22 protein-coding genes and 1 pseudogene are annotated in these 22,246 nt (G+C 65.8%); 12 read left to right on the forward strand and 11 right to left on the reverse strand.

Going from position 1 to position 22,246, the window contains the following annotated elements:
- Positions 1 to 63: 63 nt before the first annotated feature.
- Positions 64 to 1,029, reverse strand: a complete 966-nt coding sequence (gene ispB, locus IB268_RS20985) for an octaprenyl diphosphate synthase (RefSeq protein WP_088143216.1) — start codon at positions 1,027 to 1,029, stop codon at positions 64 to 66.
- 195 nt (positions 1,030 to 1,224) lie between these two features.
- Complete coding sequence (locus IB268_RS20990; RefSeq protein WP_125470519.1) at positions 1,225 to 2,388, reverse strand: fumarylacetoacetate hydrolase family protein; 1,164 nt, start codon at positions 2,386 to 2,388, stop codon at positions 1,225 to 1,227.
- 104 nt (positions 2,389 to 2,492) lie between these two features.
- On the opposite strand from IB268_RS20990, the gene IB268_RS20995 reads away from it, so the two are divergent.
- From IB268_RS20995 to proB, 5 genes are all read left to right on the forward strand, one after another.
- Complete coding sequence (locus IB268_RS20995; protein WP_192354764.1) at positions 2,493 to 3,251, forward strand: IclR family transcriptional regulator; 759 nt, start codon at positions 2,493 to 2,495, stop codon at positions 3,249 to 3,251.
- A gap of 284 nt (positions 3,252 to 3,535) precedes the next feature.
- Entirely contained in the window at positions 3,536 to 3,847 is a 312-nt protein-coding gene (gene rplU, locus IB268_RS21000) for a 50S ribosomal protein L21 (protein ID WP_006216228.1), read from the forward strand.
- A 34-nt stretch (positions 3,848 to 3,881) separates the two neighbouring features.
- Complete coding sequence (gene rpmA / locus IB268_RS21005) at positions 3,882 to 4,142, forward strand: 50S ribosomal protein L27 (protein ID WP_006216229.1); 261 nt, start codon at positions 3,882 to 3,884, stop codon at positions 4,140 to 4,142.
- A 191-nt stretch (positions 4,143 to 4,333) separates the two neighbouring features.
- Positions 4,334 to 5,470, forward strand: a complete 1,137-nt coding sequence (gene obgE, locus IB268_RS21010) for a GTPase ObgE (RefSeq protein ID WP_054457705.1) — start codon at positions 4,334 to 4,336, stop codon at positions 5,468 to 5,470.
- A 56-nt stretch (positions 5,471 to 5,526) separates the two neighbouring features.
- A complete protein-coding gene (proB, locus tag IB268_RS21015; protein WP_054457706.1) occupies positions 5,527 to 6,663 on the forward strand; it encodes a glutamate 5-kinase in 1,137 nt (378 codons plus the stop codon).
- Here the strand turns inward: proB and IB268_RS21020 are convergent.
- On the reverse strand, positions 6,632 to 7,342 hold the full coding sequence (locus tag IB268_RS21020) for a response regulator transcription factor (RefSeq protein ID WP_192330240.1): 711 nt from the start codon (positions 7,340 to 7,342) through the stop codon (positions 6,632 to 6,634). The genes proB and IB268_RS21020 overlap by 32 nt on opposite strands.
- Before the next feature lie 79 nt (positions 7,343 to 7,421).
- Between IB268_RS21020 and IB268_RS21025 the strand changes: the two genes are divergently transcribed.
- The 3 genes and pseudogenes from IB268_RS21025 (at position 7,422) to nadS (ending at position 8,658) form a co-directional block, all read left to right on the forward strand.
- Positions 7,422 to 7,874: a helix-turn-helix domain-containing protein gene (locus IB268_RS21025; RefSeq protein ID WP_054457708.1), complete on the forward strand. Its 453-nt coding sequence runs from the start codon at positions 7,422 to 7,424 to the stop codon at positions 7,872 to 7,874.
- 181 nt (positions 7,875 to 8,055) lie between these two features.
- Positions 8,056 to 8,366 (forward strand): annotated as a pseudogene (locus IB268_RS31095) (type II toxin-antitoxin system RelE/ParE family toxin).
- Position 8,367: 1 nt separating this feature from the next.
- Positions 8,368 to 8,658, forward strand: a complete 291-nt coding sequence (nadS, locus tag IB268_RS21030; RefSeq protein WP_119450206.1) for a NadS family protein — start codon at positions 8,368 to 8,370, stop codon at positions 8,656 to 8,658.
- A 112-nt stretch (positions 8,659 to 8,770) separates the two neighbouring features.
- Here nadS and IB268_RS21035 read toward each other — a convergent pair whose 3' ends face one another.
- Positions 8,771 to 9,331 carry a hypothetical protein gene (locus tag IB268_RS21035; protein ID WP_054457711.1) on the reverse strand — a complete coding sequence of 187 codons (561 nt, stop codon included), beginning with the start codon at positions 9,329 to 9,331 and terminating at the stop codon, positions 8,771 to 8,773.
- A 371-nt stretch (positions 9,332 to 9,702) separates the two neighbouring features.
- Between IB268_RS21035 and thiC the strand changes: the two genes are divergently transcribed.
- The gene (gene thiC, locus IB268_RS21040; protein ID WP_192354765.1) at positions 9,703 to 11,616 is read left to right on the forward strand and encodes a phosphomethylpyrimidine synthase ThiC; all 1,914 of its coding nucleotides are present in this window, start codon (positions 9,703 to 9,705) and stop codon (positions 11,614 to 11,616) included.
- Positions 11,617 to 12,602: 986 nt separating this feature from the next.
- Here thiC and IB268_RS21045 read toward each other — a convergent pair.
- From IB268_RS21045 to gpmA, 7 genes are all read right to left on the reverse strand, one after another.
- On the reverse strand, positions 12,603 to 14,015 hold the full coding sequence (locus IB268_RS21045) for an FAD-binding oxidoreductase (RefSeq protein ID WP_054457713.1): 1,413 nt from the start codon (positions 14,013 to 14,015) through the stop codon (positions 12,603 to 12,605).
- Positions 14,012 to 14,731 carry a FadR/GntR family transcriptional regulator gene (locus IB268_RS21050; protein ID WP_175182281.1) on the reverse strand — a complete coding sequence of 240 codons (720 nt, stop codon included), beginning with the start codon at positions 14,729 to 14,731 and terminating at the stop codon, positions 14,012 to 14,014. The genes IB268_RS21045 and IB268_RS21050 overlap by 4 nt, the downstream gene beginning before the upstream one ends.
- A 102-nt stretch (positions 14,732 to 14,833) precedes the next feature.
- Positions 14,834 to 16,021, reverse strand: coding sequence for a GGDEF domain-containing protein (locus IB268_RS21055; RefSeq protein ID WP_054457715.1), 1,188 nt, complete (start codon positions 16,019 to 16,021; stop codon positions 14,834 to 14,836).
- A gap of 107 nt (positions 16,022 to 16,128) precedes the next feature.
- Positions 16,129 to 16,884 carry a molybdopterin-synthase adenylyltransferase MoeB gene (locus IB268_RS21060; RefSeq protein WP_054457716.1) on the reverse strand — a complete coding sequence of 252 codons (756 nt, stop codon included), beginning with the start codon at positions 16,882 to 16,884 and terminating at the stop codon, positions 16,129 to 16,131.
- Positions 16,881 to 18,326 carry a S41 family peptidase gene (locus tag IB268_RS21065; protein WP_054457717.1) on the reverse strand — a complete coding sequence of 482 codons (1,446 nt, stop codon included), beginning with the start codon at positions 18,324 to 18,326 and terminating at the stop codon, positions 16,881 to 16,883. Before IB268_RS21065 ends, IB268_RS21060 begins: the two co-directional genes overlap by 4 nt.
- Before the next feature lie 59 nt (positions 18,327 to 18,385).
- The gene (locus IB268_RS21070) at positions 18,386 to 20,005 is read right to left on the reverse strand and encodes a murein hydrolase activator EnvC (protein WP_192354766.1); all 1,620 of its coding nucleotides are present in this window, start codon (positions 20,003 to 20,005) and stop codon (positions 18,386 to 18,388) included.
- 7 nt (positions 20,006 to 20,012) lie between these two features.
- Complete coding sequence (gene gpmA / locus IB268_RS21075) at positions 20,013 to 20,765, reverse strand: 2,3-diphosphoglycerate-dependent phosphoglycerate mutase (protein WP_054457719.1); 753 nt, start codon at positions 20,763 to 20,765, stop codon at positions 20,013 to 20,015.
- A gap of 162 nt (positions 20,766 to 20,927) precedes the next feature.
- Here gpmA and IB268_RS21080 point away from each other — a divergent pair, with 162 nt between their 5' ends.
- From IB268_RS21080 to secB, 3 genes are read left to right on the forward strand one after another with little or no spacing between them, the layout of a single operon-like run.
- Entirely contained in the window at positions 20,928 to 21,350 is a 423-nt protein-coding gene (locus tag IB268_RS21080) for a rhodanese-like domain-containing protein (RefSeq protein ID WP_173145064.1), read from the forward strand.
- A gap of 51 nt (positions 21,351 to 21,401) precedes the next feature.
- The gene (gene grxC / locus IB268_RS21085) at positions 21,402 to 21,659 is read left to right on the forward strand and encodes a glutaredoxin 3 (RefSeq protein ID WP_088143288.1); all 258 of its coding nucleotides are present in this window, start codon (positions 21,402 to 21,404) and stop codon (positions 21,657 to 21,659) included.
- 38 nt (positions 21,660 to 21,697) lie between these two features.
- Positions 21,698 to 22,228 (forward strand): protein-export chaperone SecB, encoded by a 531-nt coding sequence (secB, locus tag IB268_RS21090; RefSeq protein WP_054457722.1) that lies wholly within the window; start codon positions 21,698 to 21,700, stop codon positions 22,226 to 22,228.
- The last annotated feature ends 18 nt before the right edge of the window (positions 22,229 to 22,246 follow it).

Below are 22,246 nucleotides of genomic sequence, written 5' to 3' on the forward strand. Positions count from 1 at the left end.
CACCACGTTTCAGGCTACCGGGTTTCCCCACCTGGGTTACCCCAGATTTTCCGCCTAATTCGCTTAGCGATCTCTATTCACCGCGAAAGCGCAGAATTCTAACAGAGAATTTAGAAAAGGGGAAATGGGGTAAGCAGAAAGTGCTTTTCTGGCCAGATCGGCCTCGGCGACGGCGGCCTGGCGGGCGTGCTCCAGGGCATCGGTGGCCTGGATGGCGGCGGCCACGGCGGCGAAGTCGGCGTCGCCGGTCTTGATGGCGTCGCGGATCAGTTGCTGCTGTTCCGGGGTGCCCACTTCCATCACGCGGATCAGCGGCAGCGTGGGCTTGCCCTCGCGCAGGTCGTCGCCCACGTTCTTGCCCAGGGCGGCGGCGTCGCCGCTGTAGTCCAGCACGTCATCCACCAGCTGGAAGGCAGTGCCCACATGGCGGCCGTAGGCGGCCGCGGCGGCTTCCTGCTCGGGGGTGGCGCCCGCCAGCACGGCGCCCACCTGGGCGGCGGCCTCGAACAGCTTGGCGGTCTTGTAGCGCACGACTTGCAGGTAACGTTCCTGGGAGACGTCCGGGTCATGCACGTTCAACAGCTGCAGCACCTCGCCTTCGGCGATCACGGTGGTGGCTTCGGACAGGATGCTCATGACGCGCATCGAATCCGCTTCCACCATCATCTCGAAGGAGCGCGAATACAGGTAGTCGCCCACCAGCACGCTGGCGGCGTTGCCGAAGACCGCGTTGGCGGTTTCACGGCCGCGGCGCAGGTCGGATTCGTCGACCACGTCGTCATGCAGCAGGGTGGCGGTGTGGATGAACTCCACCACGGCGGCCAGCAGTTGGTGGTGCGTGCCCTCGTAGCCCAGCGCGCGCGCCACCATCAGTACCATGGCCGGGCGCATGCGCTTGCCGCCCGCGCCTATGATGTAGTCGCCGATCGTGCGGATCAGGACCACCTCGGAATTCAGCCGCTCGCGGATGACCGCGTCGACGGCTTTCATATCGTCTGCAATGGGGGCAACAAGCTCGGGGAGATTCAAGACGTATCCGGGAGAGTGAAACGAGCCGCGGCGTGAACGCGCGCCGGCTCTTACCGCTGGGCCCGCCGCAGACGGCGGGAGGATTCGACCAAGGATTATACGGGGAGTGACGGACGCGAGCCGTCATCCTGGCGGAATCGCCGGCAGGGGTGGCGCCCCGGAGCGCGCCCCTGCCCGGCGCCGTCCTGCAGCGGATCAGGCGCCTTGCCTCGGCAGGCCGCGCGCGGCCAGGCTGGCGTAAAGTGCGCGCACCCCGAAGGTCCAGGGCTCGATCTCGGTGGCCAGACGCACTTCGTTGACCAGCGCGCCCAGGCGCTCGGACGCGATCACGACGCGGTCGCCCAGCTTGTGGGTGAAGCCGGTGCCCGGGCCCATGCGGTCCTGGGTGGGCGAGAACATGGTGCCCAGGAACAGCATGAAGCCGTCCGGGTACTGATGATGCTTGCCGCAAGCCTGGCGCGCCAGGTCCAGCGGATCGCGGCTGATCTCGCGCATGTGGCTCACGCCGTCCAGCACGAAGCCGTCCAGGCCCTCGATGCGCAGGGACACATCGGCCTGGCGCACGCTGTCCAGGCTGAAGTCCCCGTCGAACAGGCGAATGAAGGGACCGATGGCGCAAGAGCCGTTGTTGTCCTTGGCCTTGGTCAGCAACAAGGCGCTACGGCCTTCGATGTCGCGCAGGTTGACGTCGTTGCCCAACGCGGCGCCGACGACCTCGCCGCGACTGTCCACCGCCAGCACGATCTCGGGTTCGGGATTGTTCCAGCGGGATTCGGGCAGCACGCCGATATGCGCACCCGCCCCCACCGACGCCATGGGCGGCGCCTTGGAGAAAATCTCGGCGTCCGGACCTATGCCCACCTCCAGGTATTGCGACCACTGGCCGCGCTCGGTCAGCTCGGCCTTCAGTTTGGCAGCTTCGGGCGAGCCCGGCCGCAGGCGGGACAGGTCCGAGCCAATCAGCGCCTGCATGCGGACACGGATTTCCTCGGCGCGGCTGGCATCGCCGCCGGCCTCTTCCTCGATCATGCGTTCCAGCAGGCTGATGGCGAAGGTGACGCCCGCCGCCTTGACGGGCTGCAAGTCGCAAGGCGCCAGCAGGCGCAAGCCCTCCCGACCTGCCAGGCTGGCTGCCATCAGGGCATGCACATCGCCCAGCGACTCGCCGGCGGCGCTGGCGGCGAGCGCCACGCGGTCGGGACGGTCCAGCAGGTCCGCCATGGTGGACGCGGCCGCCGTGATGTCGATCACCTCGCCGCGGCGCACCGCCACGACGCTGGGACCATGCCCCGGCCTCCACACCCGCCCCACCAGCAACGCCTGTTCCAGATCGACGGGCAGCGCCTTTGCTTGGTCCATGAGTCTCCTCGCCTTGTTCGAATGATGTGCGGGGCAGTCTAGGAGACTTCCATTATCATGTCCAACATCATGAATTTATGTCCAATATGTTGGACAAATAGAGCATGGCAACCGTACACGACGTCCCCGCCATCCGCCGCACGCACGACATCCTGCAAGTGCTGGCCGGCCGCAACACGCCGGTCAAGGCATCCGAGCTGGCCGAATCCTGCCAGCTCGCCCGCAGCACCCTCTATCTGCTGCTGGATTGCCTGGAACAGCGCCGCTGGATCGAGCGCCGTGATGGCGGCTACGTCATCGGCATCGAACTGATGGCGCTGGGCCATGCCTATCTGCGCCAGGACGGACTGCAGGCGGCGTTCCAGGCGGCCGCGGGCGCTTTCGTGGCGCGGCACAACGAAGTGGTGCAATTGGCGACGCTGGATGGCTTCGACGTGGTCTACCTGGCCCGCGAAGACGCGCGCCGCCCGGTGCGGCTGGTGTCGGACCTGGGCCTGCGCCTGCCGGCGCACGCCTGCGCGCTGGGCAAGGCGTTGCTGGCCAGCCTGCCGCCCGAAGACCTGGCCGCCCGCGTGCCGGATGCGCTGCCGCGCGTCACCGAGCGCAGCCTCGCCACCCGCGCCGCGCTCGATCAGGAACTGGCCCAAGTGCGCAGCACAGGCCTCGCGCAGGATCTGGAGGAAGTGGCGACAGGCCTGGTCTGCTATGCCGCCTACGTGGGCATGACGCCGCAGGGCAAGCGGGTGGCCGTCAGCACGTCGATCCCCACCGACCGGCTGGACGAGACGCACCGCCATGACGTCATTGCGGGCATCCGCCTCGTGGCGCGGGACATCGCCCTGCGGGTGATCCCCGGCGCTTGAAGCGCGCATGCGACACCTAAGCCCTTAGCCTGCAACGGCTTTTTGACTTTCTGAAAGTCCCGGGCTAATATTCCGGATTCGGTCAGCAATGCCCGAATTACGTCGGTTGCATTTGCGTCACCCCTCTGGGTGCCAAGGAAGGTTCTACTTTCCCAGGCATCAAGGCCTTTCCCTCTCTTGCCAGGCTCTGGCGCCAGGAGAAGAAAGCGCCCGCCAGAGCGGCAATCCCGCCCAGCAGGGCAGGCAGCGCGGATGAACCCATTTACCTATTTAAGGAATCCCCCATGTACGCGGTCGTAAAAACCGGTGGCAAGCAGTATCGCGTTGCCGCTGGCGAAAAACTCAAGATAGAACAGATACCGGCAGACATTGGGCAAGAAATCACCCTGGACCAAGTGCTGTCCGTGGGCGAAGGCGACCAACTGAAAGTTGGCACGCCCCTCGTCTCCGGCGCCGTGGTCAAGGCAACGGTTCTTGCGCAAGGCCGCCACGACAAGGTCAAGATCTTCAAGATGCGCCGTCGCAAGCACTACCAGAAGCGTCAGGGCCACCGTCAGAACTACACCGAAATCCGCATCGAAGCCATCACGGCTTAAGAAGCGACTCGGTACCACTTAGCAGGAGCTAAACATGGCACAGAAAAAGGGCGGCGGCTCTACGCGGAACGGACGCGACTCAGAATCGAAGCGTCTGGGCGTCAAGGCATTCGGCGGCGAATTGATTCCCGCTGGTTCGATCATCGTGCGTCAGCGCGGCACGCGCTTCCACGCTGGCGTGAACGTCGGCATGGGCAAGGATCACACCCTGTTCGCGCTGATCGACGGCAAGGTTCAATTCGGCTTCAAGGGCGCGTTGAACAAGCAGACCGTTTCGATCGTCGCTGCCGAGTAATCGGACCAGCACGGTCAGCAACGCGGTTCGCCGCGTTCCAGAACGGCAAAAGCCCTGTCGCATGCGGCAGGGCTTTTTTGTTTTAAGCTTTTCCAGATTTCGGGCAGCAGCCGGACGGTTCCGGCCCCTGCCTCCCGGCGGCGCCGAATGACGGCCCCGCCCCACTCCTTACCACTACACGCGCGGACATCATGAAATTCGTAGACGAAGCCACCATCGAAGTCGTCGCCGGCAAAGGCGGCAATGGCGTGGCGAGCTTTCGCCGCGAAAAATTCATTCCCAGAGGCGGCCCGGACGGCGGCGACGGCGGACGCGGCGGCACCATCTACGCCGTGGCAGACCGCAACATCAACACGCTGATCGACTACCGCTATGCGCGCCTGCACCGCGCCAAGAACGGCGAAAACGGCCGCGGCTCGGACCAGTACGGCGCGGCCGCTCCGGACATCACGCTGCGCGTGCCGGTGGGCACCATCATCCATGACGCCGACACCGGCGAAATCCTGTTCGACCTCAACCAGCACGACCAGAAGGTGGTGCTGGCCGCAGGCGGCCAGGGCGGCATGGGCAATATCCATTTCAAGTCGAGCGTGAACCGCGCGCCCCGCCAGTGGACGCCCGGCAAGGAAGGCGAACACCGCTACCTGCGCATGGAACTGAAGGTGCTGGCGGACGTGGGCCTGCTGGGCCTGCCCAACGCCGGCAAGTCCACGCTGATCACGCGCATCTCCAATGCCAAGCCGAAGATCGCGGACTACCCCTTCACCACGCTGCACCCCAACCTGGGCGTGGTGCGCACCTCGCCGTCGCGCAGCTTCGTCGTGGCCGACATTCCCGGCCTGATCGAAGGAGCCTCCGAAGGCGCCGGCCTGGGCCACCTGTTCCTGCGCCACCTGGCGCGCACCCGCGTGCTGCTGCATCTGGTGGACGTCTCCACGCCCGACCCGGACGCGGATCCGGTCGAGCAGGCCGTGGTCGACGCGCGCGCCATCGTCGAGGAACTGCGCCGCTACGATCCGGAACTGGCCGCCAAGCCGCGCTGGCTGGTCCTGAACAAGCTGGACATGGTGCCCGATCCCGAGGACACCAAGCGCCGCTTCCTTGAACTCTACGACTGGAAGGGCCCGGTGTTCGGCATTTCCGGCCTGTCGGGCGAAGGCACGCAAGACCTGATCTATGCGCTGCAGGACTACCTGGACGCCGAACGCGAAAAGGAACACCTGTCGCAAGACCAGGCCGAAGAGAACTATGTCGCGCCGGACCCGCGCTTCGACGACAAGCGCTCGACCGCCGACCAGCGCCCCGCGCCGCGCGGCGACGACGAATAAGCCATAATCGCAGTCCTTACGATTACGCCTTTTTCTCGCCGCAGCCGGCCGCCATCATGTCTGCTGAAACACCCGCCGTTTCCGTCGTCACCAACGCCCAGCGTCTCGTCGCCAAAGTCGGCTCGTCGCTGGTCACCAACGAAGGCCGAGGCCTGGACCGCGCCGCCGTGGCGCACTGGGCCGCGCAGATCGCCGCCCTGCACAAGCAGGGCAAGCAGATCGTGCTGGTCTCCAGCGGCGCCATCGCCGAAGGCATGGCGCGCCTGGGCTGGCGCAAACGCCCGTCGGTCATGCACGAACTGCAGGCAGCCGCGGCCGTGGGCCAGATGGGCCTGTGCCAGGCCTACGAAGCGGCCTTCGCCGAATACGGCCTGCGCACCGCGCAAATCCTGCTGACGCACGAAGACCTGGCAGACCGCCACCGCTACCTGAACGCGCGCAGCACGCTGTTCGCGCTGCTGCGCCTGGGCGTGGTGCCGATCGTGAACGAAAACGACACGGTCGTCACCGACGAAATCCGGCTGGGCGACAACGACACCCTGGGCGCGCTGGTCACCAATCTGATCGAAGCCGACACGCTGATCATCCTGACCGATCAACGCGGCCTGTACGACTCCGATCCGCGCAAGAATCCCGACGCCAAGTTCATGTCGCATGCCCAGGCAGGCGACCCCGCGCTGGAAGCCATGGCCGGCGGCGCGGGCAGCGGCATCGGCACCGGCGGCATGCTGACCAAGGTGCTGGCGGCCAAGCGCGCGGCGCATAGCGGCGCGCATACCGTCATCGCATCGGGCCGCGAGCGCAATGTGCTTACGCGCCTGGCCCAAGGCGAGTGCATCGGCAGCGAATTGCGCGCCGTGCTGCCCGTGTGGTCCGCGCGCAAGCAATGGCTGGCCGATCACCTGCGCCTGCGCGGACGCGTGGTGCTGGATGACGGCGCCGTGCAGGCGCTGCTGCGCGAAGGAAAGAGCCTGCTGCCCATCGGCGTGACCGAGGTGGAAGGCGAGTTCGGCCGTGGCGACGTGGTCGCCTGCGTGGACGGCCAGGGCCGAGAATGCGCCCGTGGCCTGATCAACTATTCATCGGCCGACACCCGCCGCATCCTGCGACAGCCTTCGTCGCAGATCGCGCGCATCCTGGGCAGCATGACCGAACCCGAACTCATGCATCGGGATAACCTGGTAGTGCTCTGAGACCCTGCCCTCTTGCGGCGCCTTCGGGCAGCAGGATGTAGCCCCATCCCCGCACCGCAAGCACGGGCAAGTCGATATTGAGGCGGCGCGCCTTGCTACGCAGCCGCGACAAGAGCACATCCACCCGCCGCGCCCCTTCCATGGACTTGCGCGTACCGGCAGGGAAAAAACATTCCCGGCGCAGGCAGTAGCCCGGCGCGCTCAACAAGCGGACAAAAAAAGCGCGCTCGGTGACCGTCAACGGCAGGAACTCGCCAGCCGGTCCCGCCAGTGCGCCCACGTGCGGGTCTAGTCGCCAAGGCAAGGCGGTGGACGGCGCGCGCCGATACAGATTGCGCAGCAGAGCATCCCATTCCAGCGCGTCCATGCCCGCAGGGGTACAGACGTCCGCCCCCGCATCCAGCGCAGCAATGCGATCCGACGCACTGGCATCCGCGGCCTGCCACAGCACCGCCGCAGCGGGCGCCGCCCGGCGCAGCAGGGCGATGAGGCCAGGCACGCCCTTAATACCTCCCAAAAGTACCAGGGCATCAGCACCCTGCGCCTGCAAGTGTTCCAATACGGCAGCGGACGAATCGAACACGCGGACCTGCCAACGCATCAGACGCAAAGCCTCGGCGAAATCCTCGCGCGCCGTTGCGTCGAGCCGTACGACGAAGACGCTGCCTCGTTGCTCCATGCGCTCACCTTTGATAAATATCACTTAAGTAATATTTATAACCACCAAAGCGCGTGACCAGCAAGCTTCAATCGCCGGTGTGAAAACATTCTCAGACCGACTGAAGCATGCGCGCCTGCTGCGTGGCCACACGCAGAAAGACCTCGCTCGTCTTGCGCGCATTTCGCAAAGCGCCATCGGCAGCTACGAAAGCGGCCTGCGGCACTCAAGCCGCTCGGCCCGCAAGCTGGCGCAGGTCCTGAAGGTCGAGGTCGAATGGCTGGAAACCGGCAAGGGCCCGCTGGAACTTCCCGTGGAAGGCTACGACCTCAGCAACACGCTGCCCGCGCCTGGCGTGGCCGAACCCGTGCCGCGTCCCGGCGGCCGGCCGCGTCCGATGGCGCCCTGGCCCTTCCCCAACATTTCGCCTTCACAGTTCGAATCGCTCACGGCCGACGACCGCCTGATCCTTGAATCGATCACGCAGGCCTACATCGAAAAAACCATCCTCGTCCGCCGCGGTGCCAAGACGCGCGGCCGCAAGCTGGGCTGATCGCAAACTATCTTTGCCGGCCTCGCGCAAGCGCGCCCGCCAAGCGCATCCCAGTGACAGATATCGCGCAGTAGCTCCCCTGCCTCCCGGTAAAGCACGTACAGTCGTCGGCGATTTTCCGCGCCGCGCGCTTGCGGTATTACGTGCAACTTCGACTACGCCATTGGCGTACAATCCAATCATGGTTTTCATAGAAACCAGCGTCTTTACCAGGCAAATCACGTCCCTGCTGCCAGATGATGGTTATCGTGAATTGCAGCAAATGCTGCTGGAGAATCCCGCCTGCGGCCATGTGATTCCTGGCGGAGGCGGCATACGAAAGGTGCGCCACGCGCGGCCGGGAATCGGCAAGAGCGGGGGATACGGGTGATCTATTACTGGCTCACCGATGACGACCAGATTCTGATGCTGTTGGCCTACCCAAAGAACGTGCGGGACAACTTGAGCTCAGCGGAACTTTCTGAACTGCGGGCGTTGGTAAAGGACTTGTGAAATGGACAGGCAGTTATTCGCCGATTTGAAGGCGAGTCTCAAAGAAGCGGCAGCGATACGCAAGGGAGAGACGCGTCCTTCGAGAATATCCACGCTTGATCCTCTGGACGTGAAGCGGGTGCGCGAACAGACCAAGCTGTCTCAAGCTGAGTTTGCGGCGGCGTTGCAGGTCAGCGTTCGCACCTTGCAAAACTGGGAGCAAAAGCGCCGGTCTCCTACCGGACCAGCTGCTGCTCTGCTGAAAGTCGTGGCCAACGAGCCTGAGATCGCGCTACGCGCCTTGCACCGTTAGGCGCATGGGACCGCGCAAAAGACGCCAAGCCCTCATCAACCTTCCCCCGCGCATTGTGCGCGGCCATGAAAAAGCCCGGCATGCCGGGCTTTTTTGTCGCTTGCTGTGCTGTTCAGGGCTTGGCAGCAGGAGCCGGAGCGGCGCCGCCAGCCGGCGGCACGGCAGCGTCGCCGCGGATCTTGGCGGCGATTTCCGAGGCGGCCTGGGCCGAGGCCACGCCAAAGGCCAGCACGCCGCGGTTCAGCGGTTCGCCGATCAGCGGAGCGGCGACCAGTTCCTGGTCGATCACGAGCGCCAGCATGTTGCCGACGTTCTTGGTGCTGACGTCATTGAGCTTGCGGGCGCCGGCTTCCGAGAAGCGCAGGCCGACGAAGTTCTGACCCTGGCGGTCCACCAGCGCGGCGGCGTCGGTGAGGTCGGCGCGCGTCAGAACAGGCACGGTCTGCATGTAGAGCTTGCCGTCAGGCAGCGCAATTTCGCGCATGCCGGCGCCAGGCTGCTTCTGCGCCAGGTAGAAGTCCACCGAGGCCGCGGCTGCCGGCTTGGCGGCCTCTTGGCCTGCTTGCGGCGTGGCGGTGTCGCCAGACGTCTTAGTCGGGGCGGTCTTGCAACCCGCTAGCGCCAACGTCACGACTACCAGGGCGGGCGCCAATTTGCGTAGGGTCAGTTGCATGCTCGTTTCCTTCTTAATGTGGACTAAGACCAGGCGATGCACTTCATCCCCGGCACTGGGAAAAGTGTACCGAACCTGAATGACGGTGTCGCCATAGTCTGAATCCAATTGTAAAGCGGTAATACCAGCTCCCGCCTGCTCCGGCCGACGCGGCGCAGCAGCCCGCGATTCGTCGGAACGCGCGCCAGCCTCTATACTTCGCTCTCGCGCAGGGGTACTCGTCCCGCCTACATGGCCGGACGTGTTGAGAGAGTCCCTTCGTACCAGTACGGATAATGCCGATGCTGGGAGCCGTATTCCCGCCATGCGTCTTTGCGCGCGCGGCGGGAATTCCTTCCCGATCGGCTCCAACCACTCGCTTGGAGCTTTCCATGAACGCCAATCCCAAATTCCTGGCCGCTACCGCCGAAGTCGACGCGGCGGCCGTCGCACCGCTGCCCAAATCCCGCCGCGTGTATGAAGTGGGCTCGCGCCCCGACATCCGCGTGCCGTTCCGCGAGATCGAGCAGGACGATACGCCGACGATGTTCGGTGGCGAGAAGAACCCGCCGCTGACGGTCTATGACTGCAGCGGCCCCTACACCGACCCCGAAGCCAAGATCGACATCCGCCGCGGCCTGCCCGAACTGCGCCGCGGCTGGATCGAAGAGCGCGGCGACACGGAAGTGCTGTCGGGCCCGACCAGCGACTACGGCAAGGAACGCCTGACCGATCCCAAGCTGACGGCCATGCGCTTTGACCTGCAGCGTCCGCCGCGCCGCGCCAAGTCGGGCGCCAACGTGTCGCAGATGCATTACGCGCGCCGCGGCATCATCACGCCAGAAATGGAATACGTGGCGATCCGCGAAAGCCTGCGCCGCGAACACTACCTGCAGACGTTGCGCGAAAGCGGCCCCGATGGCGAAAAGATGGTCAAGCGCCTACTGCGCCAGCATCCCGGCCAGTCCTTCGGCGCCTCGATTCCCGCGGCCATCACGCCCGAGTTCGTGCGCGACGAGATCGCGCGCGGCCGTGCCATCATCCCCGCCAACATCAACCACCCTGAAGTGGAGCCGATGGCCATCGGCCGCAACTTCCTGGTGAAGATCAACGCCAACATCGGCAACTCCGCCGTCAGCTCCGGCATCGGCGAGGAAGTGGAAAAGATGACCTGGGCGATCCGCTGGGGCGGCGACACGGTCATGGATCTGTCCACCGGCAAGCACATCCACGAAACGCGCGAATGGATCATCCGCAACTCGCCCGTGCCGATCGGCACCGTGCCGATCTACCAGGCGCTGGAGAAGGTCGACGGCAAGGCCGAGGACCTGACCTGGGAGATTTTCCGCGACACGCTGATCGAGCAGGCGGAACAGGGCGTGGACTACTTCACCATCCACGCGGGCGTGCGTCTGCCGTTCATCCCGATGACGGCCGACCGCATGACCGGCATCGTCTCGCGCGGCGGTTCGATCATGGCCAAGTGGTGCCTGGCGCACCACAAGGAAAGTTTCCTGTACGAGCGTTTCGAGGAAATCTGCGAAATCATGAAGGCCTACGACGTCAGCTTCTCGCTGGGCGACGGCCTGCGCCCGGGTTCGGGATACGACGCCAACGACGAGGCGCAATTCGCCGAGCTGAAGACGCTGGGCGAACTGACGCAGGTGGCGTGGAAGCATGACGTGCAGGTCATGATCGAAGGGCCGGGCCACGTACCGATGCAGATGATCAAGGAAAACATGGAGCTGCAGCTGGAACACTGCCACGAGGCGCCGTTCTACACGCTGGGCCCCCTGACCACCGACATCGCTCCGGGCTACGACCACATCACCTCGGGCATCGGCGCGGCGCTGATCGGCTGGTACGGCACGGCGATGCTCTGTTATGTGACGCCCAAGGAGCACCTGGGCCTGCCGAACAAGAAGGACGTGAAGGACGGCATCATCACGTACAAGATCGCGGCCCACGCGGCGGACCTGGCCAAGGGCCATCCGGGCGCGGCGATCCGCGACAACGCGCTGTCCAAGGCGCGCTTCGAGTTCCGCTGGGACGACCAGTTCAACCTGGGGCTGGATCCGGACACGGCGAAGGAATTCCACGACGAGACGCTGCCGAAGGATTCGATGAAGGTGGCGCACTTCTGCTCGATGTGCGGACCGCATTTCTGCTCGATGAAGATCACCCAGGACGTGCGGGATTATGCGGCGGCTCAGGGGGTTAGCGAGAAGGATGCGTTGCAGAAGGGGATGGAGGAGAAGTCCATCGAGTTCGTTAAGAAGGGAGCCGAGGTTTATCATCGGCAGTGATGTTTTTGCTGCTGCGTGTGCGTTGAGTTCTTGAGACGCACGGCGCGGCAGCGGCCTGCCGGGCGCGGGGCAACGATTGCGGTCCGGAGCGTTCGCTCCGGACTTCCCCGTTGTCATCCTCGTCCTCGCCTTCGGCGACTCCTTCGGATTCCCTCGGGCTTATCGACGCCCCGCGCCCGGCAGGCCGCTGCCGCGCCGTGCTCTGTCTGTTGGATCTTCACGGTCGCCGCGACGAGAAGTGTGCTTGGCGTTCTCGCCACCGGTGGGGGTGGGCGAGGATCTTGCGGGGCCCGCCCCCGGCCGGCCGCGCAGGCGGCCTTTGGGGGCTTACGCGGTGTCTCGCGTCGGATGATGACGCTGCGCGCTGGTGGTGAGTGCGTGAAATTGGGCAGGATGAGTGAATTGCGCACGTAGCCCGCGGGCTACGTGCGCTGGACGCTTGGGGTTCTTGCTTCACCCATCCTACTGAAGCGTCATGAGGCGCCAAACGTTCGTCATTTCAACTCCGCCGCCGGATGGGCGGCGCGCGAGAGGATCCGCGTGCGCAAGCTTCTGTCCAACGCGCGCCGCCCATCACCGCCCCCCAAAAAACGGCGACAACCACTAGCAAACCGCTCGTCGCATTCGCGCCAGCGCACCCATCACGACGCAAGCAAGCGCGCATGCTCATTGCGGCCGCCCGGGCGGCCGCAATGAGCGGGCCCCGCAAGACTCGCCACTGAACACGGCTCTAGCAACGCAACAAGCCAAGACACAGATAGCACGGCGGTGCGGGCGGCATGGCGGCGAGCAACCTCGATGCGCCCGAGGGAATCTGAAGGAACCGCCGAAGGCGGTGACGAAGATGACGAAGGGGCAGTCCGGAGCGAACGCTCCGGACCGCAATCGTGGGCGCTCGCCGCCATGCCGCCCGCACCGCCGTGCGGCCTACGAAGCTTCGCTCAAGCACACCGCCGAAGCCCCGCTCAAAAACAACCCAAAAAAAACTACAGCAACTTCCCCGGATTCATAATCCCCGCAGGATCCAATACAGCCTTGATTTCCCGCATCAACCGCAACTCCAGCGCGTCCTTGCTATGCAGGAAATGATCCCGCTTCAGCTGCCCGATCCCGTGTTCTGCCGAAATGCTCCCGCCATAGCGATTGACCTCGTCCAGCACCGCATCAGTGATCGCCGCCCCATGCACCGCCACCCAGTCGCGATCGGCTCCGGCCGGGCGCGACAGGTTGTAGTGCAGGTTGCCGTCGCCGAAGTGGCCGAAGATGAAGGGGCGGATGTCCGGGTACAGCGCGCGCACGCGGGCCTCGGCGGATTCCATGAAGTCGGGAATGCGTTCGATCGGCAGCGACACGTCGTGCTTCAGGTGCGGGCCGTCGGCGCGTTGGGCTTCGGAGATTTCCTCGCGCAGCTTCCACAGCGCCTGCAATTGCGCCAGCGACGCCGACACGGCTGCGTCCAGGCACAGGCCGCGTTCCAGCGCCGTGCCGATCACGTTTTCAACAAGGCCATTGAGCGCGGCCTCATCGGCCGTGTCCGCCAGCTCCACCAGCACATAGGCCGGATAGCGCTGGTCAAAAGGTTCCTGCACGCCCGCGGCGTGCGCCAGCACCAGATCCAGGCAGTCGCCCGAGAAGTACTCGAACGCCTGCAGCCGCGCACCGCATTGTTCGAACAGGATCTCGAACAGTTGCAGGGCCTGCGCCGGCGACTCGACGGCGGCCAGCACCACCGAGCGCACATCAGTGCGCGGGAACAATCGCAAGGCGACGGCGGTAATGACACCCAACGTGCCCTCGGAGCCGATCAGCAATTGCTTGAGGTCATAGCCGGTGTTGTCCTTGCGCAGCGTGCGCAGGCCGTGGAAGATCTCGCCCGTGGGCAGCACCGCTTCCAGGCCCAGCACCAGTTCGCGCGCCATGCCATAACGCACCACGTTCACGCCGCCGGCGTTGGTGGCGACGTTGCCGCCGATCTGGCTGGAGTCTTCCGCGGCCAGGCTCAGCGGCAGCAGGCGGCCGGCGTCCTGCGCGGCGCGGCGCAAATTGCCCAGGATCGCGCCCGCCTCGGCCACCATGGTGTTGGCGATGGTGTCGATGGAGCGCACGGCGTTCATGCGGTCCAGGCTCAGCACCACGTTGCCCGCGGCGGCATCCGGCGTGGCCCCACCGCACAGGCCGGTGTTGCCGCCGCGCGGCACTACCGGCACGCCTGCCTCCTGGCACAGCGCCAGGCAAGTGGCGACCTCGGCGGTTGTGCGCGGGCGCACCACCGCCTGCGCGTTGCCCTTGTACAGGCCGCGCCAGTCGGACAGCCAGGGCGCAATGTCGGCCTCGGCGGTGATGACGGTATCGGGGCCCAGGGCCTGGACCAGGCGTTGCGTAAAGTCGGATGCGGTCATGATGTCTGCCTTGCGGCGGGAGAGAGGAGATCGAGTTGCAGGCGGCTGGCCGCCTGTTGCAGATGGCGGGCGGCGGCGTGCCGCGCCCGTTCGGGATCGCGCGCGCGGATGGCCTCGAACACGGCCACGTGCTCCTGGTGCACGGCGGCCGTCAAACCGGCCTGCAGGCGGCTGTTGCTGCGCGCAGTGCTGACCGCCAGCCTGAGCTGCAGGTTCAGGTACTGCAACAGGTCCTGGTAGCAGCTGTTGTGCGTGGCGGCGGCAATGGCGCGGTGAAAGGCGATGTCGTGCTCCACGCCCTGCTCCGGGTCTTCCAGATGCGATCCCAGGTCGGCCAGGGCGCGCGCCATGGCGGCCAGGTCAGCATCGTCGCGCCGCAGCGCAGCCAGCGCGGCCGCACCGCCTTCCAGCTCCATGCGCAATTCGTAGACCCCGGCCAACTGCTTGCGGTCCACGGCGATGCCGGCGGACAGCTGGAAGCCCTGCGCGCCCGTGCGCGACAACACGGTGCTGCCGGAACCCTGCCGGCTCTGGATCAGACCCTGGGCTCGCAGGCGTTCGGTGGCCTCGCGAATGACCGCGGCGCTGACGCCGTATTGCTCGGCCAGCACGCGGCCCGCCGGCAGCTTTGCGCCGACGGGATAGGCGCCCCCGGCGATGTCGGCGGCGATCTGGCGGGCGACCTGTTCGGTCAGGGTGAGGCTCTTGGTCAGCATCCGGGCATTATAGGCACACTTCTCAGGTTATCTGATAACTTTTGAGAAAGAAGCCGCTTCCAGATCGGGTTCAGGCTTGATGGATTACGCGAAGCGGGCGGATCAGGCGACGGCGGGTTCGTCGTCCCGGACGGTCTTTTCGGCCTCTTCCGCCCCCGCCACGGCGCAACAGCGGCCGCCCTGCGCCTTGGCCCGGTAGAGGGCGGCATCGGCGGAATGCAAGGCAGCTTCCGGACTGCGGTTGGCGCCGGACACAATGGAAATGCCGATGGACAGGCCGACACTGACCCGCGTGCCATCCGCCAGCGTGATCGGCTGGGAAGCGTCATGCAGCAGGTGCTCGCCCAGCCGTAGCGCCGCCGTGGCGTCAATGCCGGTCACCAGCACGATGAACTCGTCGCCACCAATCCGCGCGGCCACGTCGTCCACCCGCAACATGGAGCGCATGCGCTGGGCGATGGTCATCAGCACCTGGTCGCCGGCAGCATGGCCGTAGGTATCGTTGATGAGCTTGAAGTCGTCCATGTCCATGTACAACAGCGCCGCAGAACTGTCCTGGCCGCGCGCGCTGGCGCAGACGCGCTCCAGCGCGGCCTGCAGGCCGGCGCGGTTGGCCAGGCCGGTCAGCGCGTCTTCGCTGGCGCGACGTTCGCTGTCGCGCTCGGCCAGCATGGTCGACACCAGGATGCGGTTGAGCCGGTGCGAGGCGACACTCATGCTGACCAGGTAGAACGGAATCTGGATGAAGACGATGGCTGTGACGTATTCGCCGGTGAAGGCCGCGCCCAGGCACATCGGCCCCAGGCTCAGGAAGATCATGGCGCCGACCAGCCTCGGCGCGCCGTAGTTCCGGAAGCAGATGCCGCCGGCCATGGCCCCGCAGGACACGCCGGCCAGGGTGGCGGCCAGCCAGTCACCGTTGATGAAGGTGACGAAGACGCCGTAGCCCACGCTGAACGCCCACAGCAGCGCCAGCAGGATGTAGATATCGGTATGGGTATTGCCGCCCTTGGGCGCGGCGCGCAAGGCGGACCGCAGGATCAGCACGCGGACCAGGGCCAGTATCACCTCCATCGCCAGCCAGGACAGGTACAGCGGCTCGGGGCGGCGCCAGGCGACCACGCCGGAGATCATGAGGGTGTTGATGACGCCGCCGGCAAAAATGGGCAGCGTGCCGAACAAGCTGGCGATCAGGGCCGAACGGATGTCCGCAGGGGTGTCGTGCCCGGAATGCGTCAGCCAACGCGTCAGGCGCCATTTGGGCAAACTGAACTTCAGTGCTGTATCCACGCGGTCACGTCCCTGGCCATCTACCCGCTTTCGGGTAGGCTGGCTGGCGTTATAGCAGGTATTTCAAGCCTTTAATATTGTCCGCGGGGCCAATCCCGGGCAGGAAATCAGTGCCCGCGATGGCCGCAGACGGCGCATTCCGGGTCGCGCTGGACGTTGACGCTGCGCCATTGCATGGTGCGCACGTCCAGCCACAGCAGGCGGCCGGACAGGCTTTCGCCTACCCCGGACAGCAGTTTCAGGGCCTCTGCGGCCTGCATGCTGCCGATGATGCCGACGACCGGGGCGAACACGCCCATCGTGGCGCAATTGGCTTGCTCGACGTCGTCCGCTTCCGGGAACAGGCAGTGGTAACAGGGCGCGTTGTCGTCGCGCAGGTCATAGACGCTGACCTGGCCGTCGAAGCGTATGGCCGCGCCCGATACCAGTGGCTTGCGGTGCTGCACGCAGGCGCGGTTGATGGCGTGGCGGGTGGTGAAGTTGTCGGTGCAGTCCAGCACCAGGTCCGCCTGGGCGACGGCGTCGGACAGGGCCTGGCCTTCCAGGCGCTCGACGCGGGCATGGACCCGGGTCTGCGGATTGAAGGCCGCCAGCATGTCCCGCCCCGACTCGGCCTTGTGGCGGCCGACGCTGGCGGTGGTGTGCAGGATCTGGCGTTGCAGGTTGCTCAGCTCGACGACATCGTCATCGGCCAGGGTGATGTCGCCCACGCCGGCAGTGGCCAGATAGAGCGCGGCGGGGGAACCCAGTCCGCCCGCCCCCACGATGAGCACACGCGCCGCCAGCAGTTTTTCCTGCCCTTCGATTCCCAGCTCGTCGAGCAGGATGTGGCGGGCGTAGCGCAGCAGTTGCTCGTCGTTCATTTGTCCTTGCTGGGCTCGACTCCGGTCGGCGTGATCTTCATGCGCTGGGGCGTACCGCCGCCGGCCTTGGCATCAGCCTTGGCCTGGGCGCGGGCCGAACCCTTCTGCACCGGCTTGCCGGCCAGCACGTTCAGGGCCTGTTGCAGCTGGAAGTCGTCCTTGCCGCCGAATTCGAACACCTTGGCCGGCACATCGGCGTTGTCTTCGCCGGCGCTGGACTTCACTTCGTTGGCCGTCTGCTGGTTGGACAGGTGGCGCTGCAGGTCGGCTTCGCGCGGCAGGCGGAACAGGTCGCCTTCGGCGGTGTCGGCCACGACGTAGTCGGGTTCGATGCCGGTGGCCTGGATCGAGCGGCCGCTCGGGGTGAAGTAGCGCGAGGTGGTCAGCTTGACCGCAGTGGTTTCGGACAGCGGCAGGATCACCTGCACCGAGCCCTTGCCGAAGGTGCGGTTGCCCAGCACCTTGGCGCGCTTGTGGTCCTGCAGCGCGCCGGCCACGATCTCGGACGCCGAGGCGGAGCCCACGTTCACCAGCACCACCATCGGCACGGTCTTGGTCCAGGCCGGCAGGCCGGCCAGGTAGTTGCTTTCGCCGCGGGCGTATTCCGAAGGCGTGGCCAGGTACTTGTGGCGGGCGTCCGGAGTACGGCCGTCGGTGGTCACCACCACCGAGTCGGGCGGCAGGAACGCGCCGGACACGCCGATGGCGCTGGTCAGCAGGCCGCCCGGGTCGTTGCGCAGGTCCAGCACCAGGCCCTTGGGGGCTTCCTTGGCGCCGAGGTCCTTCAATTGCTTGGCCAGGTCGGCGCCGGTCTTTTCCTGGAACTGGGCGACGCGGACGTAGCCGATGCCGTTGTCCAGCATCTTGCTGCGCACGCTGCGCACCTTGATGATGTCGCGCACGATCTTCAGCACGATGGGCTGCGGACGGTCGGCGCGCATGATGGTCAGCGTGATCGGTGACTTGGGCGCGCCACGCATCAGCTTGACGGCATCGTTGAGCGTCATGCCCTTGGTGGGCGTGTCGTCGATCTTGATGATGAGGTCGCCAGCCATCACGCCGGCGCGGGCCGCGGGCGTGTCTTCGATGGGCGAGATGACCTTCACGAAGCCGTCTTCCGCGCCGACCTCGATGCCCAGGCCGCCGAACTCGCCTTGCGTGGCCGTCTGCATTTCGCGGAAGGCATCGGCGTCCAGGTAGGCCGAGTGCGGGTCGAGGTTCGACACCATGCCGGAGATGGCATTGTCGATCAGGGTCTTGTCGTCGACGGCCTCGACGTAGTTGTTCTTGATGGCGGCGAACACATTGCTCAGCTGCCTGAGTTCGTCCAGTGGCAGAGGGCTGCCGCGCTGGGCGACCGCGGTCACGCCTACGCTGAGCAACACACCAGCCACCGCACCGATGGCAATCAGACCGAAACCGCGAAACTTACGAGTGCCCATGCACACTTCCCGAATTTTGTTTTCGCCGATGGGGTTTGGTAATTACCAACGACATCAATCTACTGCGCCAGCCATTGTGCCGGATCCACAGGAGCGCCACGATGGCGAATTTCAAAGTATAGGCCGGATTCCACTTGGCCGCCGGTCGCCCCGACCGTGGCGATGGTATCGCCACCCGTCACCGAATCTCCCACCCGTTTGAGCAGACTTTGGTTGTAAGCATAGACGGTCAGGTATTGCTGCCCATGATCCACAATGATGAGGTTGCCAAAACCCCGCAGCCAATCGGCGTAGACCACCGTGCCGGAGGCCACCACCTTGACCGGCGTGCCTTCGGCCGCGCGCAGCACCACGCCGCGCCATACGCCGCCATCCGGACGGTCGACCCCGAAGCGCCCCTGCACCTGGCCGCGCACCGGCATGGACAGCCCGTGGCGCAAGCCGTTGCCGCCGCCCACCGCCGGCGCGGCGCGCGCGGTCTGGGTTTGCTGCGCAGGCTCGCTACGGCTTGGAGCGGGTTTTTCCTCTATAGGTTCCGCCTTCCGGGGCGGTTCCGCGGGCTTGGCCTGAGGCGGCGGTTCGGGCGTGGTCAGACGGGATTGCTTCTGCTCGGCCGGGCGCAGTCCGGCGGCATCCGGGTCGGCCACGGCCACGGGACCGCGGTTCTGGCGCGAGGCGGCTTCGACCTGTTCGCGCGCCTGGGCGGCATCGCGGGCGTCACGGGCGTCGCGCTCGCGCTTGGCGTTGTCGGCGGCCTGCTTGGCATTGTCTGCGGCCAGCTTGCGGTCAGCCTCGGCCTTCTTGCGGGCCTCGTCGGCGGCGCGGCGCTCGGCGTCGGCGCGTTTCTTGGCTTCTTCGGCAGCGCGGCGCGCTTCTTCCGCGCGACGCACTTCCTCGGCCCGCTTGCGCGCTTCCTCGGCGCGGCGGGCGTCCTCGATCTGCTTGGCGATAGCCGCATCCAGATCGGTGATGAGCCGCGACAGGCGCTGGTCGTCGCGGCCCAGTTTGTTGGCTTCGGCGCGCTGGGCGGCGATCTGCCCTTCCAGCTGGGCCAGCAGCGTGGCGCGCTCCTTCTGCTGACCGACCAGCGCGGTCTTCTGCTCGGAGGTCTCGGCCACGACTTTTTCGATTTCCGCGCGGCGGGCGTCGGCGCGTCCCTGCAGGGCGGCCAGGCGCTCGATGTCCTCGCGCAGGGCCTGCACGGCCTGGGCGCGGGCCTGCGACACATAATCCAGATAGCCCAGGTTGCGCCCCAGCACCTGGGGATCGTCGCCCGACAACAGGGCGGTCCAGGGCGACAGGCCGCTGGTGTACTGGGTGCGCAGCTGTTCGGCCAGTTCGGTGCGGCGCTTGGCCAGCACCGCCTGCTGGGCGCCGATCTGCTTTTCCAGGCCGGTCAGGTCGGTCTGCGCCTGGCGGTTGGCCTCGGCCAGCTCCCGCAGGCGCAGGTTGATCTTGGAAATCGCCGACTCGGACTGCTTGAGCGAGTCGGCGGCTTCCTTGCGGGCAGCCTCGCGGTCATCGATATCCTTTTGCAGGTTCTCGATGCGGTCGCGCAAGGCGGCCTGCTGCTTTTCCGCGTCGGACTGGCGGCCGGCAAGGTCGTTGGGCGCGGCGCGAGCCGACAGCGCCCCACCGGTCAACATGACCGCCAACAACAACCCTGCCGCGCGACGCATAGGAATATCAGTCCTTCTTAGCCTTGCCCTGGGCTGCCACCGCAGCCATGGCCGCCTCGATCTCGGCGGCATCGCCCAGATAATAGTGGCGGATCGGGCGCAGGTCATCATCCAATTCGTACACCAGCGGCTGGCCGGTGGGAATGTTCAGGTTGACGATGTCTTCGTCCGACACGTTGTCCAGGTGCTTGATCAGGGCGCGCAGGCTGTTGCCATGGGCGGCGATCAGGACATTGCGGCCGGCGCGGATGGCCGGAGCGATGGATTCGTTCCAGAACGGCAGCACGCGGGCCACGGTGTCCTTCAGGCATTCGGTGGCGGGCAGCTGGTCGGCCGGCACCTTGGCGTAGCGCTTGTCGAAACGCGGGTGGCGTTCGTCGTCCAGCGCCAGCGGTTCCGGGGCGATGGCGTAGGCGCGGCGCCAGATCAGCACTTGCTCGTCGCCGTACTTGGCGGCGGTTTCGGCCTTGTTCAAGCCTTGCAGCGCGCCGTAGTGACGTTCGTTCAGGCGCCAGGTCACGCCGACCGGGGTGTACATGGCGTCCATGGCGTCCAGGGCGATCCACAGGGTGCGGATGGCGCGCTTGAGCAGCGACGAGTAGGCCAGATCGAAGGTGAAGCCTTCTTTCTTGAGCAGTTCGCCGGCCTTGCGGGCCTGTTCGCGGCCGGTCTCGGTGAGGTCGACGTCGGTCCAACCGGTGAAGCGGTTTTCCAGATTCCACTGGCTTTCGCCGTGGCGCATCAGAACGAGTTTGTGCATGATTTGGGACGCTTGTAACGCGGGTTAAAGTGAAGGAATGCGCTCATTTTATAATTGAGCGATTTTGCCCTTGATTTTGCCCCGGCGCACCCGCCCATTTCTGCGGCGCGGCGCATCAGGGTTCGCCTATACCAGGCTAGTCGCCGCACTTCAGGATGCCCCGTGGACCTTTTGCAATTCTTGATCGATAAAAACAACGTCTTCATCGTCGCCGTTGCCGTGATCTCCGGCATCATGCTGGCCATCCCCGCCCTGCGCAAAGGCCGCACCGGTTCGGCCGTGAGCACGACCGAGGCCATCCAGATGGTCAACCAGCGCCAGGCCGTATGGGTCGACGTCCGTCCCGCCGAACAGTTCCAGGCCGGCCACATCGCCCAGGCCCGCAACGTGCCGGCGGCCGATCTGGAGCAAAAGGCCGCCTCGCTGCCCAAGAACAAGCCGCTGGTCGTGGTTTGCGACAATGGCCGCGATTCGGCCCGCGCCGCCGCCAAGCTGCGCGCCCAGGGTTTCGCCGACGTCGTGCCGTTGGACGGCGGCATGCGCGCCTGGTCGGCCGCCAGCCTGCCGGTGACCCAGAAGGGTTGAAGCCAGGGGCCCGGCCCCCATCTACCTATTCTTGTACCCACAGGAGCGCCCATGAATAAAGTCGTCATGTACAGCAAGGACTATTGTCCCTATTGCGCCCGCGCCAAGAGCTTGCTCGAGCAGCGCGGCGTGACCGACCTGGAAATCATCCAGATCGACCGGGACCCGTCCCAGCGCGAGGTCATGATCGAACGCACCGGCCGGCGCACCGTCCCGCAGATCTTCATCGGCGATACCCATGTCGGCGGTTGCGACGACCTGATGGCCCTGGACCGCTCGGGTGGCCTTGCCCCCATGCTGGCCAGCTAATCGCCCCCTTTTTGCCCCTCCCACCAACGGAAACACTCATGGCTGATCAAGACCAAAACACCCAGCAAGAAGGCGGCAACGCGCCCTCGTTCAATCTGCAGCGCGTCTACCTGAAAGACCTTTCGCTGGAAATGCCGAATGCGCCCCACGTCTTCCTGGAGCAGGAAGCGCCCCAGGTCGAGGTGAGCATCACCGTGGGCGGCCAGCGCCTGGCTGAAACCGTGTTCGAAACCACGGTCACCGTCACCGTCACCACCCGCATCAACGAAAAGGTCGTGTACCTGGTCGAAGGCACGCAAGCCGGCATCTTCGAGGCCGCCAACATCCCCGAAGAACAGCTCGATCCGCTGCTGGGCATCGTCTGCCCGACCATGCTGTACCCCTACCTGCGCGCCAACATCGCCGACGCGATCACCCGCACCTCGATGCCGCCGCTGCACCTGACCGAAGTGAACTTCCAGGCCCTGTACGAGCAGCGCCTGGCCGAGCTGCAACAGCAGCAAAGCGCCGCCAACGGCAACGGCAGCGACTCGGGCATCATCCTGCCCCCCGGCGCGACCCGCCAGTAAAGCAGCCGCGGCGTCCAA

This window comes from Achromobacter sp. ACM01, from assembly GCF_014851745.1.
In the GTDB taxonomy this organism is placed as follows: domain Bacteria; phylum Pseudomonadota; class Gammaproteobacteria; order Burkholderiales; family Burkholderiaceae_B; genus Achromobacter; species Achromobacter aegrifaciens.

Bases quoted from the DNA above. Each gene is read 5' to 3' on its own strand.
- thiC (WP_192354765.1), top strand. From the start codon at position 9,703: ATGAACGCCAATCCCAAATTCCTGGCCGCTACCGCCGAAGTCGACGCG.
- IB268_RS21045 (WP_054457713.1), bottom strand. From the start codon at position 14,015: ATGACCGCATCCGACTTTACGCAACGCCTGGTCCAGGCCCTGGGCCCC.
- IB268_RS21050 (WP_175182281.1), bottom strand. From the start codon at position 14,731: ATGCTGACCAAGAGCCTCACCCTGACCGAACAGGTCGCCCGCCAGATC.
- IB268_RS21065 (WP_054457717.1), bottom strand. From the start codon at position 18,326: ATGGGCACTCGTAAGTTTCGCGGTTTCGGTCTGATTGCCATCGGTGCG.
- IB268_RS21035 (WP_054457711.1), bottom strand. From the start codon at position 9,331: ATGCAACTGACCCTACGCAAATTGGCGCCCGCCCTGGTAGTCGTGACG.
- IB268_RS21060 (WP_054457716.1), bottom strand. From the start codon at position 16,884: ATGAACGACGAGCAACTGCTGCGCTACGCCCGCCACATCCTGCTCGAC.
- nadS (WP_119450206.1), top strand. From the start codon at position 8,368: ATGGACAGGCAGTTATTCGCCGATTTGAAGGCGAGTCTCAAAGAAGCG.
- gpmA (WP_054457719.1), bottom strand. From the start codon at position 20,765: ATGCACAAACTCGTTCTGATGCGCCACGGCGAAAGCCAGTGGAATCTG.
- grxC (WP_088143288.1), top strand. From the start codon at position 21,402: ATGAATAAAGTCGTCATGTACAGCAAGGACTATTGTCCCTATTGCGCC.
- IB268_RS20995 (WP_192354764.1), top strand. From the start codon at position 2,493: ATGGCAACCGTACACGACGTCCCCGCCATCCGCCGCACGCACGACATC.
- secB (WP_054457722.1), top strand. From the start codon at position 21,698: ATGGCTGATCAAGACCAAAACACCCAGCAAGAAGGCGGCAACGCGCCC.
- IB268_RS21020 (WP_192330240.1), bottom strand. From the start codon at position 7,342: ATGGAGCAACGAGGCAGCGTCTTCGTCGTACGGCTCGACGCAACGGCG.
- IB268_RS20990 (WP_125470519.1), bottom strand. From the start codon at position 2,388: ATGGACCAAGCAAAGGCGCTGCCCGTCGATCTGGAACAGGCGTTGCTG.
- proB (WP_054457706.1), top strand. From the start codon at position 5,527: ATGTCTGCTGAAACACCCGCCGTTTCCGTCGTCACCAACGCCCAGCGT.
- rpmA (WP_006216229.1), top strand. From the start codon at position 3,882: ATGGCACAGAAAAAGGGCGGCGGCTCTACGCGGAACGGACGCGACTCA.
- rplU (WP_006216228.1), top strand. From the start codon at position 3,536: ATGTACGCGGTCGTAAAAACCGGTGGCAAGCAGTATCGCGTTGCCGCT.
- obgE (WP_054457705.1), top strand. From the start codon at position 4,334: ATGAAATTCGTAGACGAAGCCACCATCGAAGTCGTCGCCGGCAAAGGC.
- IB268_RS21070 (WP_192354766.1), bottom strand. From the start codon at position 20,005: ATGCGTCGCGCGGCAGGGTTGTTGTTGGCGGTCATGTTGACCGGTGGG.